Consider the following 12,563-nt stretch of genomic DNA (forward strand, 5'->3'; position numbering starts at 1 on the left):
ACCGCGCCGCGAGATGCCACCTCGCGCTTGAAAAACTGCGAGGACCGCCTCTTTGAGGTCTTTGTCAGCCTGACTGTAGCGCGGCAGCCATCGCTGCCGCGATCAGCGCATCGCCCGAATATTGCCGGCCGCCGATGCCCCAGCCGCCGTCGGGCGCATTGAGGATATTGATCCAGGTGTTTTCGGGCCTGTGGCCCGGCACGCAAAGGTCGGCGACGATCCCGGTGGCGGCGGCGATGAATGCCTCGCGGGCCTCGACGGAAGCCAGGCCGATGTTCGGCAGTTTCAATTCCACCATGACGACAGGCCGGTTGGTTCCGCCTGCATAGATCCGCTGGAGCGGCAGGACATTGACCGTTCCGCCGACAATTGCGGTGAAGAATGAATTCCCTGTGGCTCCGGAGGCTTCGATGAGTGCGGCGCTCAGGCGAGGCAGGATTTCGCGCTCTCCGGCTGCAGTCAGCACGCCTTCGGGCGCGGTTATGGTGATCGGCATATTGGGTTCTCCCTTCCTTGCTGCGAATGGTCCTAACGGCTCGCGTGCTTTCCGCTTGCCAGGTTACATATCGATTGTTACGTTAATCAAAAGAAGCGAGTCAATAAGTTTCGTATCAATCATTATGGAAAACTCTGAGAAGCCTCGTGGGGGCAGGCCGCGCGCGTTCGACCCGGAGGCAGCGCTCGACGCCGCGATGCATCTGTTCTGGGAACATGGCTATGAGGCGACCTCGCTTGCCATGCTGCGCGAGGCCATGGGCCTGACACCGCCGCAGATCTACAACGCCTTCACGGACAAGGAGACGCTGTTCCGCCGGGCGTTGGCGCGTTACCACGATCGGGAGATCGGGTTTGCGCTGGACGCGCTCAGCGCGCCGGTGCCGGCCGGGGAGGCGATCCGGCTGCTGTTGACGGGGGCGGCTGAGGCTTACACGCGACCGGATAAGCCCGGCGGCTGCCTGTTCATCAGCGGCGCTTTGGCGGCATCGCCGCAGGCACAAGGCATCGCGGACGAACTCAAGACATATCGCAAGGCGACCGAAGCGGCGATCGCGGCGCGGCTGGCCAAGGGGCGTGATGCGGGCGAATTGCCGGCGGGTCTATCCGTCGAGCGATTTGCAAAATACCTGACCGGCGTCATGCACGGAATGTCGATCCAGGCACGCGACGGCGCTTCGACCGAGGATCTCAGGGCTCTGGCCGGGACTGCCCTTGCTGCCTGGATGGCCGAGATGCGAAAAGCGGCTGCCCCGAAGGATGATGCCGATGCAGGATCTGCTGTCCACAATTGAAGCGCCCGTCGAAATCGTGCCGGGCCGCAAGCTTGCCGCCAAGGCCGCGGCACTTTATGCCGCGCCCTTCGATCACTTCGAGACAAGGCCGGTGGAGGAATTGCGGCTCGGCTTCGACGGCATCGTGGGCGACTTTCACGCCGGCGCGACGCGGCGTTCCGGCGGACGCGAGCCCTGGTATCCGCGCGGCACTGAGATGCGCAACGAGAGGCAATTGTCGCTTGTCGCCGCGGACGAGCTTGCCATCGTGGCGGAGCGCATGGGCATCGCGGAGATCAAGCCGGAGTGGATCGGCGCCAACCTGCTGATCGAAGGCGTGCCGAACCTTTCCATGCTGCCGGCAGGATCGCTGTTGTTCTTCAAGGGTGGCGTGACCATCAAGGTCGATGCCCAGAACGGACCTTGCCGTATCGCCGGGCGCTCCGTTGCCGAGAATGCCGGCATGGCCGACCGCGAGGCGGGATCGCTGCTGTTCCCGAAGGCGGCGAAGCGGTTGCGCGGCCTCGTCGCCTGGGTGGAGAAGCCTGGCACGATCAGAGCTGGCGAGGAGATCTCGGTGCGTGTGCCGGAGCAGTGGATCTATCGGGGCTGATCGGCCGCGCCGCTATAGCGGTGCGGCCCAGACCACTCAAGCAGCCTTGCGGTTCTTGTTCGCGCCCTGCGCCATCACCGAAACATGGTCCCACTTCTCCCAGGTGGCGATACGGTTGGCGTATTCCTGACGGATCATCGGCAGGCCGCCATCGCCGAAGAAGACTCTCAGCGGCGGCTCGGCAGAATCGACGACCGCCAGCATCGCCGGTCCGGTCGCCTCGGGATCACCGGCGACAGCGCGGCTGCGGCGTTCGGCCATCGCCGCGCGGACCGGTTCATAGGCATCCAACGGCTTGGAGACTTTGGCCGATGGGCCTGCCCAGTCGGTGGAGAAGCCGCCCGGCTCGACCAGGGTGACATGGATGCCGAACTGGGCGACTTCCTGGCTGAGCGACTGGCTGAACGCCTCAAGCGCCCATTTGGAGGCATGATAGAGGCCTAGCGAGGCAAAGGCGTTGACGCCGCCAATCGAGGATATCTGGATGATATGGCCGGAGCGTTGCGCCCGCATGATCGGCAACGCGGCCTGGGTGACCCAAAGCGCGCCGAAGACGTTGGTCTCGATCTGGTCGCGGGCCTCCTGCTCGCTGACTTCCTCGACCGCGCCGAAATGGCCGTAGCCGGCGTTGTTGATGACGACATCGAGCCGGCCGAAGCGCTTGTGCGCCTCTGCGATCGCGGCGTCCACGGCCTTCTTGTCGGTGACGTCGAGCGCCATAGCGGCGACCTTATCGCCATATTTCTCGACGAGATCGGCAAGCGTGCCGGCGTCGCGTGCGGTAGCGGCGACACGGTCGCCGCGAGCGAGTGCCGCCTCGGCCCAGACGCGGCCAAAGCCCTTAGACGATCCAGTGATGAACCAAACCTTGTTTGTCATGATCTACGATCCTTGCCCTGCGGGCGTGAATTCTCGGGGGATGAAGCGGAGGAAGCTCCGTTTGCGGCATATACGGCGCCCTCGGCGTTTTTCCAGATGCGGCGCCGGAATTATTAATCTGGCGCCGTTACCCAAGCCTCACTCGTCCTCGTCGTCCTCCTCCAACAGGCGCGTCGCGCGCCAGCGGGTCAGCACCGCATTGGTCTGCTCGATGACGAAGAAGCGCGCCGAGTCCCGGTCATAGCCTTCGGCGAGCAATTTCTCGTAGTCGGTATGAGCGTGGCGGACATGAGCGATGGTTGCCAGCCATACCGCGATCGTCGGCGGCAGGGTCTTCATATGCACCGCGCCGGCATCGGTGCGGATCTTTTCCATGTCAGAGTAGGGCGCGAGCGGCAAAAGCGCGGTCAGCGCCTTGGCAATGGCGCGGCGACGGCCGGTCGGCGCGCTCATTTCTCGTCGCGTCCGACGATGGTCGCTTCGGGGAAGGCATCGGTCGAAGCGTAGTATGGCTTGATGTCGATCACCGGCGTGCCGTCGAGCACGTCGATGGCGTCGATTTCGATCCGGCCGGCCTCGATGTCGACCGCGACAAGCTTCGCGACATGCAGGCCGACAGGGTTCGGCCGGGCAGGGGAGCGCAGCGAGAAAACGCCTTTCGGTTCCGCGGCATGGCGCGGTTTCTGCACAATCAGAGTCCGCGGCGCGTGATCAAGCCAGGACAGGACGACGATGTGGCTGGCGCGGTCGAGGTTCTGCAATCCCGAGCGGTAGGGCTCGTCGATCAGAACCGTTGCCGTCCGGCCTGTCTCGCGGGCGACGCGCATGTTCTTGGGACAATCCTCGCGGCTCACCCAGGGCGAGACGATATGGCCGATGAAGACGACATGACCATCCGGCGGCATATCCGCCGGGTCGGTCTCCAGGAACTTCTCACCCTCGCGCGTCTCGAACATCGCCTTTGTCCGTTCAACCGTTCGCGGTGTGCGGATCATGGCTGCGCCATTTTCTTGTCCGGAAGCGACATAGGGCTTGCCAGGGTTTCAAATTCGACATAAACATATCTTTATATCTTTCAGCGAGAAGCCGCTCATGCACGTCACGCTCGACACGATGGTAGATACATTGAAGGCGGCGGCCGAATCCAGCCGCCTGCGCATCCTGGTGCTGCTGTCGCGTGGCGACCTCACGGTCTCCGACCTTACCGAAATCCTCGGCCAATCGCAGCCGCGGGTCTCTCGACACCTGAAGCTGCTGCTCGATGCCGGGCTGATCGGCCGCTACCAGGAAGGGTCCTGGGCCTTCTTCAGACTGTCGGATACGGACAGCTCGCGCGATTTCGTGCAGCGCCTGGTCTCCGGCGTGCGCGAGGCCGATCCGCAGGTGGTGCGCGATCTGGAGCGGCTGGCCGCGGTCAAGCGCAAGCGCCAGGACCGGGCCGCCGAATATTTCTCCGAAAACGCCGCGAGCTGGGATCGTATCCGCTCGCTGCATGTGCCGGATCGCGCGGTGGAAGCGGCGCTGCTCAAGCTCGTCGGCAAACGGCCGTTCCAGTCGATGCTCGACCTTGGTACCGGCACCGGCAGGTTGCTGGAGATCTTTGCGCCGCTCTACCGGCGCGGCATCGGCATCGACATGTCGCGCGAGATGCTGACGGTGGCGCGCGCCAATCTCGACAAGGCGGGGATCGCCAACGCGCAGGTGCGTCAGGGCGACATCTTTTCGCCGCCCGTCGAACGCAACGCCTTCGATCTCGTCACCATCCACCAGGTGCTGCACTATCTCGACGATCCGGCACGGGCCATCGGCGAGGCGGCGAGGCTGCTGCGTCCGGCCGGCAGGCTGGTCATCGTCGACTTCGCGCCCCATAATCTGGAGTTCCTGCGCGACCAGCACGCCCATATGCGTCTCGGCTTCTCAGACCGGCAGATCGCGGACTGGTTCGAGGAGGCAGGGCTCGATCTCGAGGACAGCCAGGAATTCGAGCCGCGCGGGCAGGCCGAGGCCAGGCTCACCGTCAAGCTCTGGCTCGGCCGCGATCGCCGGCTGCTGATCGCCGACCCGTCCAACGACACGCTTCCAGCCAAGGCATATCCACTGGGGGAAACAGCCTGATGAACCAGTTCCGCTTTTCCCGCCGCCCCGACATTGGCGACAAGGTCCGGGTTTCGTTCGAGTTCTTCCCGCCGAAGACCGACGAGATGGAAGCCAGGCTCTGGGACACCGTCACCCGGCTGGAGCCGCTCAAGCCGAGATTCGTCTCGGTCACCTACGGCGCCGGCGGTTCGACCCGGGAGCGCACGGCGCGCACGGTCAAGCGCATCCTCAACGAGACGACGCTGACGCCGGCGGCGCATATGACCTGCGTCGACGCGGCCCGTCATCAGGTCGACGCCGTCATCCAGGAATTCACCGGCATGGGCGTAACCCGTTTCGTCGCCTTGCGCGGCGATCCGGCTGCGGGCGTCGGAACCGCCTATCGTCCGCACCCGGATGGCTATGCCAACGGCGCCGAGCTGGTCGGGGCGCTGAAGAGCGTCGGCGATTTCGACATCTCGGTCTCGGCCTACCCTGAAAAGCACCCGGAAAGCCCGGATTTCGCCACCGACATCGACATGCTGAAGCGCAAGGTCGACAATGGCGCGACGCGGGCGATCACCCAGTTCTTCTTCGACAACGATCTCTACGAGCGTTATGTCGAGCGGGCGCGGCGTGCCGGCATCTATATCCCGATCGTGCCGGGCATCCTGCCGGTGCACAACTTCACCCAGGTCGCCAATTTTTCCTCGCGCTGCGGCGCGCTGGTGCCGGCATGGCTGGCCGAGCGCTTCGAAGGACTGGAGAACGACCCACAGACGCATGCGCTGGTGGCATCCGCCGTGGCGGCCGAGCAGGTCCACGATCTCGTCGAGCGCGGCGTCGGCGATTTCCATTTCTACACGATGAACCGTGCCGATCTGGTCTTTGCTGTCTGCCACATGATCGGCATCCGTTCGCATGAGGCGGAGGCGGCCGGGTCGGCCGCGGCCTGATGCATGTCGCCCAGATTGAAACGGAAAAGGCCGGGTAGAACCCGGCCTTTTCGAACTGATTGGACTACTCTCGGTGCTGGTCTTCCCGGCTTCGGCGGGTCAGGGAAGAACGCCTATGATAAGGGCGCCGATGAATGCAAACGCAGCACAAATCATCAATGCGTTGATTGGCCTCGTCAGTCCCATGTCATAGCCTCCTCTTAAGAGCTATGGCCGGAATCTAGAGTCATTTGGGTCACAGGCAAGCGGAAAATATGCTGCATTGCGACGTGATTGTGGAATTTGCGACCGCCGATTTGTCGTTAGCCGTTGAAACTCTTCGGCAAAAATCGATCCAAAAGTTGTGAAAAAATTGTGGCGAAGCCGTGGCGTGGCATCGCTACCAGCGACCGAACAGGCGCCCGTCGATGGTGATCAGGCCGAGTCCGATCAGCGCCATGCCGCCCATTTCGAAGAGCTGCAGCCGTTCGCCGAGGAAGAGGAATCCGAGCAACACGGCACTGACCGGCACGATCAAAGTGACCAGCGAGGCATTGGTGGCGCCGGCCGAAGCGACAAGATTGAAATAGAGGATGTAAGCAAAGGCCGTGGAGAGCAGCGCCAGCCCCAGCACGGCGGCCCAGACCGGCGGCGAGGCCGAAAGCAGTCCGGCCGGGCCGTAGGCAACCAGCACGACGGGGATCATGATGATGGTCGATGCGGTCAGTTGCCCGGTGGCGATGACCGGCGAGGGCACGCCCTTGAAGCTCCGCGCGACCATCAGGGCGACCGCGTAGGACAGCGAGGCGCCGATCAGCGCGAACTTGGCCCAGACCGGTCCGCCGAGGCCGGCAGCCAGACCAGGGCCGATCATCACGGCCGTTCCGGCAACGCCGAGCGCGATGCCGGCCAGCTTGTTCCATGAGAGCTTTTCGTCCGTGGTGAGCGCGTTGGCGAGGATCAGCGTCCAGAACGGTGTCGTGGCATTGAGCACGGAGGCGACACCGGCGCCAAGCTCGGTCTGGCCGGCGAAGATCAGCGAGAAGGGAACGACGTTGTTGGTCAGCGCCAGCAGGAAGAACAGGCCGGCGTAAGGAAAGGCGAGGCGGAAGGACGGGCTGCGAACCGCCAGATAGAGCTGAAGCGCGGCCGCGGCGATCGTGACGCGAAACAGCACCAGCGCCAGCGGATGGATCTCCGACACCGCAATGCGGGCAAAGAAGAAGGAACCGCCCCAGATCGCGCCGAGCAGCAGAAGTTGCGCCCAGTCCTTGAGCGTCATCGGTCCGCGCGTCGTCGCGGCGGCAGCCGTCATCGTCATGTCGTCAACCCTCCCAGGCCGATCGCAATCTCGGCCGCCGAACAGCTCCAATCGATAAACGGTCTAGCGGCAAGGGCCACCCGAAACCTGACCGATGGTTTAGCGTTGGCGGAAAGGGTGCGGTCCGCCGATCGCGAAGGCGAGACACAGAACTGTTTTCTTTGGCGGCTAGCTAGGATTAATTGTGCGCGCCCAGATCAAGGATTCGTCCATGCAGCGATTCGAAAATGCCCGCGAGGCGGCACTGGCGCTTCGCCCGGACGATCCGGTCTATTGCTTCCGCCCGCAGGTGCTGAAGGCGGATGCCCTGCAGTTCATGGGTATGTTCCCCGGTAAGACCGCTTATGCGGTCAAGACCAATGGCGAGCAGATCGTGCTGAGGACGCTGGTCGAGGCCGGCGTCGGCGCCTTCGATGTCGCCTCTCCCGGCGAGTTCGCCGCCGTCCGCGCCGTCTCGCCGGATGCCGAGATGCTCTACATGCACCCGGTCAAGGCCCAGTCGGACATCAAGCTGGCGCTGGAGAAATACGGCATCCGCGTTATTTCGCTCGACCACGAGGACGAGATCACCAAGCTGACGCGCGTCGTGCGGGCGCTCGATATCGACCCGGGCGCGGTGACAGTGTTCGTGCGCATCCAGACCAAGGGGCTCGCCGCCTATGAGCTGTCGAAGAAGTTCGGCGCCGGACCCGCCAACGCGGTCGAGCTCGCCGAGCGGCTCAACCGCACCGGCTACAAGGTTGGCCTGTGCTTCCATGTCGGCAGCCAGATCGAAGACCCCGACACCTATGAGCGGGCGCTGGCCTCGGCCGACTGGGTGCGCAACCGGCTGACATTCGACATTGCCGGGCTCGATGTCGGCGGCGGCTTTCCTGCCGAGTACGGTCACGATCCCAATCGCAAGCACCTCGAGATGCCGTCGCTCGGCCAACTCATGTCGCGGCTGGCCGGCGACCTCAAGGAATACCAGTTCGACGAGATGCCGCTGGTTGCCGAGCCCGGCCGCGTGATCGTGGCGCGCTGCCTGTCGCTGATCGTGCGCGTTTTGCTGCGCAAGGGCAAAAGGCTCTACATCAATGACGGCATCTGGGCGTCGCTCTCGGATTCCTGGACCGGCAAGATCACGCTGCCGGCGCGCTTCATCCCAGATCCCGCGATCCGCACGCGCAATGGCAGCGACAAGACAATCGTGCCGTTCAAGGTCTGCGGCGCGACCTGCGATTCCGTCGATATTCTGTCGCGACCGTTCTGGCTGCCCGAAACGGTCGACACCGGCGACTGGATCGAGATCGGCCATATCGGCGCCTATTCGCTGTCGCTGAGGACGCGCTTCAACGGCTTCTTCCCCGACACGTTCGTGGAGTTGGCAACGCCGTTTGACGAGGGTGACGCGCCGGAAGGGTTTGCGAGCCTGGAGACGATGGCGGACTAAAGCGCGTCGCGATCTTTCAGATTCGCTCCATGCGCTTTAGGTTTTTGATTTTACGCATGTCTTTATCCCGAAACCGGTTCCCACTTTCGGGAGACATGCTTTAGGCAACTCCGCCGCCGGCCTGGATGTTCTCGCCGGTCAGCCAGCGGGCTTCGTCGCTGGCGAGGAAGACAGCGACATCGGCAACATCGCGTGGTGCGCCTATCCGGCCGAACGGCGACATGCCGGCCGCCACGGCACGATCCCGCTCCGGCAACAGGTCGGTGTCGGTGAAGCCTGGCGACAACGCATTCACGGTGACGCGGCGCGGCCCGAGCTCACGCGAGAGCACGCGAACGAACTGTTCGACTGCGCCCTTGCTGCCGAGATAGAGCGCCGTCTGCGTGAAGAACATCTTGGTGCCGCCGGTGGAGACGGCAATGATGCGGCCGCCGTCGCGGACACGCTTGGCCGCTTCTTGGAGCGTGAAGAAGGTGCCCTTGGCATTGGTGCCGAAGACGCGGTCGAAATCGGCTTCGCTCGCCTCGATGTACGGCTTGATGACGGCGATGCCGACATTGGCAACCACGATGTCGATGGCGCCCAGTTGGCTCTCGGTTTCGTCAAACAGCCTGCGGACATCGGCCGGAATGGAAATATCCGCTTGAATGGCCAACGCTTTTCCGCCGTTGGCCAAGATGGTGGCGACCACATCATCGGCGGCTTTCCTGTTGCCGGCATAGTTGACGACGACGGACGCGCCGTTGGCGGCTAGACCCTCGGCTATGGCACGGCCGATGCCGCGTGAACTGCCGGTGACGATTGCGGTTTTGCCCTGCAGCGACTGAGACATGATCGATTCCTTCACCTCTTCACGACCGCGCCGATGTGGCGGCTGGTTGAGAGATAGCGACATGGAATTGATCGAATAATCGCCTATTATCTGAATATCTTGTTAACCCAGGAATACATAATGCGCGGGTCCGAATTCACCGAGCTCAAGGCGTTTGCGGCGATCGTGGAAGAGGGCAGTTTCGTTCGTGCGGCGGCGCGGCTGCGAGTGTCGCCGCCGGCGCTCAGCCAGACGATCCGACAGTTGGAGGCGCGTGTCGGCGTAAGGTTGCTCAATCGCACGACGCGCAGCGTCTCGCCAACAGTGGCTGGCGAGACGCTGTTTAGGCGCCTTGGCGTTGCGTTCGGAGAGCTGGAAGACGCTGTCGCCGAAGTTCAGGCCGCGCGCGACAGGCCGGCCGGTTCGCTGCGCATCAATGTTCCGCGCGTTGCCGCAATGCGCTTCGTCGCGCCGGCCCTCGGCGATTTCCAGCGCGCCTATCCCGAAGTTGCGCTGGCTGTCATCGTCGACGACATGCTGACCGACATCGTCGAGGGCCGTTTCGACGCCGGAATCCGCCTCGGCGAGCGGCTGGAAAAAGACATGGTGGCGGTGAAGCTGAGTGACGACCTCAAAATGGCAGCGGTGGCTGCTCCGGCCTACCTGAAGGGCCGCGCAGTCCCCCGTCACCCACAGGACCTGCAGCAGCACCGCTGCATCAACTTCCAATGGCCCGGCGGTGGCAACATCTACCGATGGGAGTTTTCGCGCGGCAAGCGATCGCTGGAAATCGCGGTCAAGGGAAGTCTCACCGTCAACGATACAGAGCTGATGCTCAGCGCGGCGCTGGATGGGGCAGGTGTGGCCTACATGATTGACTATCAAGTCCAGCCATGGATCGAGAAAGGCAGGCTCATCCGTTTTCTCGAAGCCTGGTCGCCGAGCTTTCCGGGCTTCTATCTATACCATCCAAGTCGGCGGCTTGTGCCGCCGGCGCTGCGCGCATTCATCGATTTCGTGCGGTCGAGACGATAGTAGCGAAATCTCGCTGCCATTCACAGCCTCGCCAGCAACTCAGGTGTCGGCCAGCCATCCACAGGAAGGCCAAGCCGCATCTGCTCCTTGCGGATCGCCTCGCGCGTGTTGGTTCCCAGAATGCCGTCGACGGTGCCGACGTCGTAGCCCTTGGCTTCGAGCTTGGTCTGCAGCGCTTTCATCTGGTCGCCGTTGAGCCCTTGCTCGGGCGTGCGCGGGTCGAATTGCGGCGCGCCGGCCAGACGGGTCGCGAGCACCGCAGCGGTGAGCGCATAGGTGAAGGACTGGTTCCACTCCAGATAGACGTCGAAATTGTCGTAGGTCAGGAAGGCAGGGCCCTTGCGACCCATCGGCAAGGCCAGGCCAGCTTTGAGACCGTTATCGACAAGCGGCGTGCCGTTCGGATTGGTGACGCCCCATTCAGCCCATTGCGAGATCGGCAGCTTGTTGGTGCGGCCGGTCTGGTCCCAGGGCATCTCGTCCGGAACGCGCACTTCCTCGACCCAGGGCTGGTCGCGCTTCCAGCCGCGCGACAGGATCTTGTCGCCCGTGGTCATGATGACGTCCGGCGCGCTGTTCCTGAGATCGACCTTGCCGTCGGCGTCGCCGTCGACGCCGCGGGCGAGATAGTCGGTGGGCAGAATCTGCGTCTGGCCGATTTCGCCGGCCCACGCGCCCTTGACGTCCGCCGGCAGCACGCCGCGGTCGATCAAGGTCAGCAGCGGCACCAGTTGCGGCCGGAAGAGCTGAGGGCGGCGGCAGTCATGCGAGAGGGTGACCAGCGCGTCCAGCGTATGGAAATCGCCCTGCACGGCGCCGAAATCGGTCTCCAGTCCCCAGAATGCCGTGATGACGGCCGGCTGCACACCGAATTCCTTGTCGGCGCGCGCGAAGACGTCGGCATATTTCTTGAGGTTGGCCGCGCCCTGCTTCAGGCGATAAGTCGAGATCATGCGGTTCGAGAATTGGGTGAAGGTCTGGGCGAACACGCCCTGAGCGCGGTCGCGCGCCAGCACCTTCTCGTCGATCGCGGCTTTTTCCAGCGCGTCCAGGCCGACGGCGCCGACGCCGGCTTCCTTGGCTTCGGCTGCCACGCCCTGTTTCCAGGCTTCGAAATCGCCACCGCATTCCTGCGCGGCCGCAGGCCAGGCGAAAGCGCCGACCAGCAGCGCCGCCAGGATTTCAACGCGCAATCGCATCGCTTCCCTTTCGAGACCGGCGCATGATTCGCGGCCCGGTGCGGACAGAACCATGCGTAGATTTCAAAATTCAGGAGCGCCGTTCGGCACCCCTAGGGGCGCGCCGCTCCGCATCACCAGCGGTTGCATATATCGCCGCCCGCCGTGTCGAAAAGCAGGCACGGGGGCCGATGTCAACGGGTGTTCTGCCGCAGCCACTTGTTCCAGGCGGCTTCCGAGCCGTTGAAAACATTGATGTCGGACTTGCCGGTCATGCCGGGCACGATGCCGGTGCCGGTGTACTGCCAGAAGGTGAAAGGATGGCTGCCATACTTCTGACGCGGATGGCCGGCGACCGAGCGCAGCCAGTAGGGATAGCCGCGGAACGTCGCCAACTGGTTGTCGTCGAAGAAGTCGAGCGAGGTGTAGATGATCGGCTTCTTGCCGTAATGGCGCTCGACGATTTCGAGGAAGGTGCTCATTTCGCTGCGCACGGTCGCAGGATCGGGGCGCAGCCGGCAGGTCGGCGATTTCGGGTTCCATTCCATGTCGAGCACCGGCGGCATCGCCGACGGGTCTCTCGGAACATTGGCAATGAACCAGCGCGCTTGGGTGGCGGCCGGCGTGCAGAAATAGAAGAAATGATAGGGGGCGCGCGGGATTCCGGCGGCCTTGGTGCGTGCCCAGTGTTCGTTGAAATAGTCATCGAAACGGTCGCCGCCCTCGGTCGCCTTGATGAAGGCGAAGGAAATGCCGCTGGCCTTGGCCGTCGGCCAGTCGACCGAGGTCTGGTATTTGGAGACGTCGGTGCCGTGGATGGCGTAATTCCATGGCGCGCCGCTGTCCCATTCATGCGGCTTGGAATCTTCGAAACGCGGCGCATGCACCGCGACCGTCTGCGATGACGGCGACAGCGGCGAAAGATCCTCGACGGTCGAGCAGGCGCCCAACAGCGTAAGCATCAGGATGGCCGCAAGACGGCGCATGATATCCCCCGAGCCGGGATCAGCCGGCC

General features: G+C 63.7%; 14 protein-coding genes. 6 read left to right on the plus strand and 8 right to left on the minus strand.

Annotated features, from left to right (window positions below; all coding sequences use genetic code 11):
• Positions 1-64 precede the first annotated feature (64 nt).
• Positions 65-496, minus strand: a complete 432-nt coding sequence (locus RFN30_RS14070) for a tautomerase family protein (RefSeq protein WP_320262687.1) — start codon at positions 494-496, stop codon at positions 65-67.
• Between RFN30_RS14070 and RFN30_RS14075 the strand changes: the two genes are divergently transcribed.
• Both RFN30_RS14075 and RFN30_RS14080 read left to right on the plus strand, forming a co-directional pair.
• Positions 483-1,289 (plus strand): TetR/AcrR family transcriptional regulator, encoded by an 807-nt coding sequence (locus RFN30_RS14075; protein ID WP_320262688.1) that lies wholly within the window; start codon positions 483-485, stop codon positions 1,287-1,289. The two genes, RFN30_RS14070 and RFN30_RS14075, sit on opposite strands and share 14 nt — an antisense overlap.
• Positions 1,264-1,881 carry an MOSC domain-containing protein gene (locus RFN30_RS14080; RefSeq protein ID WP_320262689.1) on the plus strand — a complete coding sequence of 206 codons (618 nt, stop codon included), beginning with the start codon at positions 1,264-1,266 and terminating at the stop codon, positions 1,879-1,881. The genes RFN30_RS14075 and RFN30_RS14080 overlap by 26 nt, the downstream gene beginning before the upstream one ends.
• A gap of 36 nt (positions 1,882-1,917) precedes the next feature.
• Here RFN30_RS14080 and RFN30_RS14085 read toward each other — a convergent pair whose 3' ends face one another.
• The 3 genes from RFN30_RS14085 to tsaA all read right to left on the minus strand — a co-directional run bounded on the left by RFN30_RS14085 (position 1,918) and on the right by tsaA (position 3,716).
• Positions 1,918-2,760 (minus strand): SDR family oxidoreductase, encoded by an 843-nt coding sequence (locus tag RFN30_RS14085; protein WP_320262690.1) that lies wholly within the window; start codon positions 2,758-2,760, stop codon positions 1,918-1,920.
• A 138-nt stretch (positions 2,761-2,898) separates the two neighbouring features.
• Positions 2,899-3,213: a DUF2293 domain-containing protein gene (locus RFN30_RS14090; protein ID WP_320262691.1), complete on the minus strand. Its 315-nt coding sequence runs from the start codon at positions 3,211-3,213 to the stop codon at positions 2,899-2,901.
• A complete protein-coding gene (tsaA, locus tag RFN30_RS14095) occupies positions 3,210-3,716 on the minus strand; it encodes a tRNA (N6-threonylcarbamoyladenosine(37)-N6)-methyltransferase TrmO (RefSeq protein WP_320262692.1) in 507 nt (168 codons plus the stop codon). Before tsaA ends, RFN30_RS14090 begins: the two co-directional genes overlap by 4 nt.
• 136 nt (positions 3,717-3,852) lie before the next feature.
• Between tsaA and RFN30_RS14100 the strand changes: the two genes are divergently transcribed.
• Together RFN30_RS14100 and metF are read left to right on the plus strand one after the other, a co-directional pair.
• Entirely contained in the window at positions 3,853-4,875 is a 1,023-nt protein-coding gene (locus tag RFN30_RS14100) for an ArsR/SmtB family transcription factor (protein ID WP_320262693.1), read from the plus strand.
• Positions 4,875-5,792 (plus strand): methylenetetrahydrofolate reductase [NAD(P)H], encoded by a 918-nt coding sequence (metF, locus tag RFN30_RS14105; RefSeq protein ID WP_320262694.1) that lies wholly within the window; start codon positions 4,875-4,877, stop codon positions 5,790-5,792. Before RFN30_RS14100 ends, metF begins: the two co-directional genes overlap by 1 nt.
• Before the next feature lie 379 nt (positions 5,793-6,171).
• Here metF and RFN30_RS14110 read toward each other — a convergent pair whose 3' ends face one another.
• Entirely contained in the window at positions 6,172-7,092 is a 921-nt protein-coding gene (locus RFN30_RS14110; RefSeq protein ID WP_320262695.1) for a DMT family transporter, read from the minus strand.
• Positions 7,093-7,303: 211 nt separating this feature from the next.
• Here RFN30_RS14110 and RFN30_RS14115 point away from each other — a divergent pair, with 211 nt between their 5' ends.
• On the plus strand, positions 7,304-8,524 hold the full coding sequence (locus RFN30_RS14115; protein ID WP_320262696.1) for an alanine racemase: 1,221 nt from the start codon (positions 7,304-7,306) through the stop codon (positions 8,522-8,524).
• 100 nt (positions 8,525-8,624) lie between these two features.
• On the opposite strand, the gene RFN30_RS14120 is transcribed toward RFN30_RS14115, so the two are convergent.
• Positions 8,625-9,356, minus strand: coding sequence for an SDR family oxidoreductase (locus tag RFN30_RS14120; protein ID WP_320262697.1), 732 nt, complete (start codon positions 9,354-9,356; stop codon positions 8,625-8,627).
• Between the two features lie 120 nt (positions 9,357-9,476).
• Between RFN30_RS14120 and RFN30_RS14125 the strand changes: the two genes are divergently transcribed.
• Positions 9,477-10,370, plus strand: a complete 894-nt coding sequence (locus tag RFN30_RS14125) for a LysR family transcriptional regulator (RefSeq protein WP_320262698.1) — start codon at positions 9,477-9,479, stop codon at positions 10,368-10,370.
• A gap of 20 nt (positions 10,371-10,390) precedes the next feature.
• Here the strand turns inward: RFN30_RS14125 and RFN30_RS14130 are convergent, their stop codons facing one another.
• Together RFN30_RS14130 and RFN30_RS14135 are read right to left on the minus strand one after the other, a co-directional pair.
• Positions 10,391-11,569, minus strand: a complete 1,179-nt coding sequence (locus RFN30_RS14130; RefSeq protein WP_320262699.1) for a lytic murein transglycosylase — start codon at positions 11,567-11,569, stop codon at positions 10,391-10,393.
• Between the two features lie 173 nt (positions 11,570-11,742).
• Positions 11,743-12,534 (minus strand): glycoside hydrolase family 25 protein, encoded by a 792-nt coding sequence (locus RFN30_RS14135; RefSeq protein WP_320262700.1) that lies wholly within the window; start codon positions 12,532-12,534, stop codon positions 11,743-11,745.
• Positions 12,535-12,563 lie beyond the last annotated feature (29 nt).

Source organism: Mesorhizobium dulcispinae (assembly GCF_033977345.1).
GTDB lineage: Bacteria > Pseudomonadota > Alphaproteobacteria > Rhizobiales > Rhizobiaceae > Mesorhizobium > Mesorhizobium dulcispinae.

Excerpts from the sequence above, each read along its gene's own strand:
- RFN30_RS14075 (WP_320262688.1), top strand. The coding sequence starts at position 483 with ATGGTGATCGGCATATTGGGTTCTCCCTTCCTTGCTGCGAATGGTCCT.
- RFN30_RS14070 (WP_320262687.1), bottom strand. The coding sequence starts at position 496 with ATGCCGATCACCATAACCGCGCCCGAAGGCGTGCTGACTGCAGCCGGA.
- RFN30_RS14080 (WP_320262689.1), top strand. The coding sequence starts at position 1,264 with ATGCAGGATCTGCTGTCCACAATTGAAGCGCCCGTCGAAATCGTGCCG.
- RFN30_RS14085 (WP_320262690.1), bottom strand. The coding sequence starts at position 2,760 with ATGACAAACAAGGTTTGGTTCATCACTGGATCGTCTAAGGGCTTTGGC.
- RFN30_RS14090 (WP_320262691.1), bottom strand. The coding sequence starts at position 3,213 with ATGAGCGCGCCGACCGGCCGTCGCCGCGCCATTGCCAAGGCGCTGACC.
- tsaA (WP_320262692.1), bottom strand. The coding sequence starts at position 3,716 with ATGTTCGAGACGCGCGAGGGTGAGAAGTTCCTGGAGACCGACCCGGCG.
- RFN30_RS14100 (WP_320262693.1), top strand. The coding sequence starts at position 3,853 with ATGCACGTCACGCTCGACACGATGGTAGATACATTGAAGGCGGCGGCC.
- metF (WP_320262694.1), top strand. The coding sequence starts at position 4,875 with ATGAACCAGTTCCGCTTTTCCCGCCGCCCCGACATTGGCGACAAGGTC.
- RFN30_RS14110 (WP_320262695.1), bottom strand. The coding sequence starts at position 7,092 with ATGACGATGACGGCTGCCGCCGCGACGACGCGCGGACCGATGACGCTC.
- RFN30_RS14115 (WP_320262696.1), top strand. The coding sequence starts at position 7,304 with ATGCAGCGATTCGAAAATGCCCGCGAGGCGGCACTGGCGCTTCGCCCG.
- RFN30_RS14120 (WP_320262697.1), bottom strand. The coding sequence starts at position 9,356 with ATGTCTCAGTCGCTGCAGGGCAAAACCGCAATCGTCACCGGCAGTTCA.
- RFN30_RS14125 (WP_320262698.1), top strand. The coding sequence starts at position 9,477 with ATGCGCGGGTCCGAATTCACCGAGCTCAAGGCGTTTGCGGCGATCGTG.
- RFN30_RS14130 (WP_320262699.1), bottom strand. The coding sequence starts at position 11,569 with ATGCGATTGCGCGTTGAAATCCTGGCGGCGCTGCTGGTCGGCGCTTTC.
- RFN30_RS14135 (WP_320262700.1), bottom strand. The coding sequence starts at position 12,534 with ATGCGCCGTCTTGCGGCCATCCTGATGCTTACGCTGTTGGGCGCCTGC.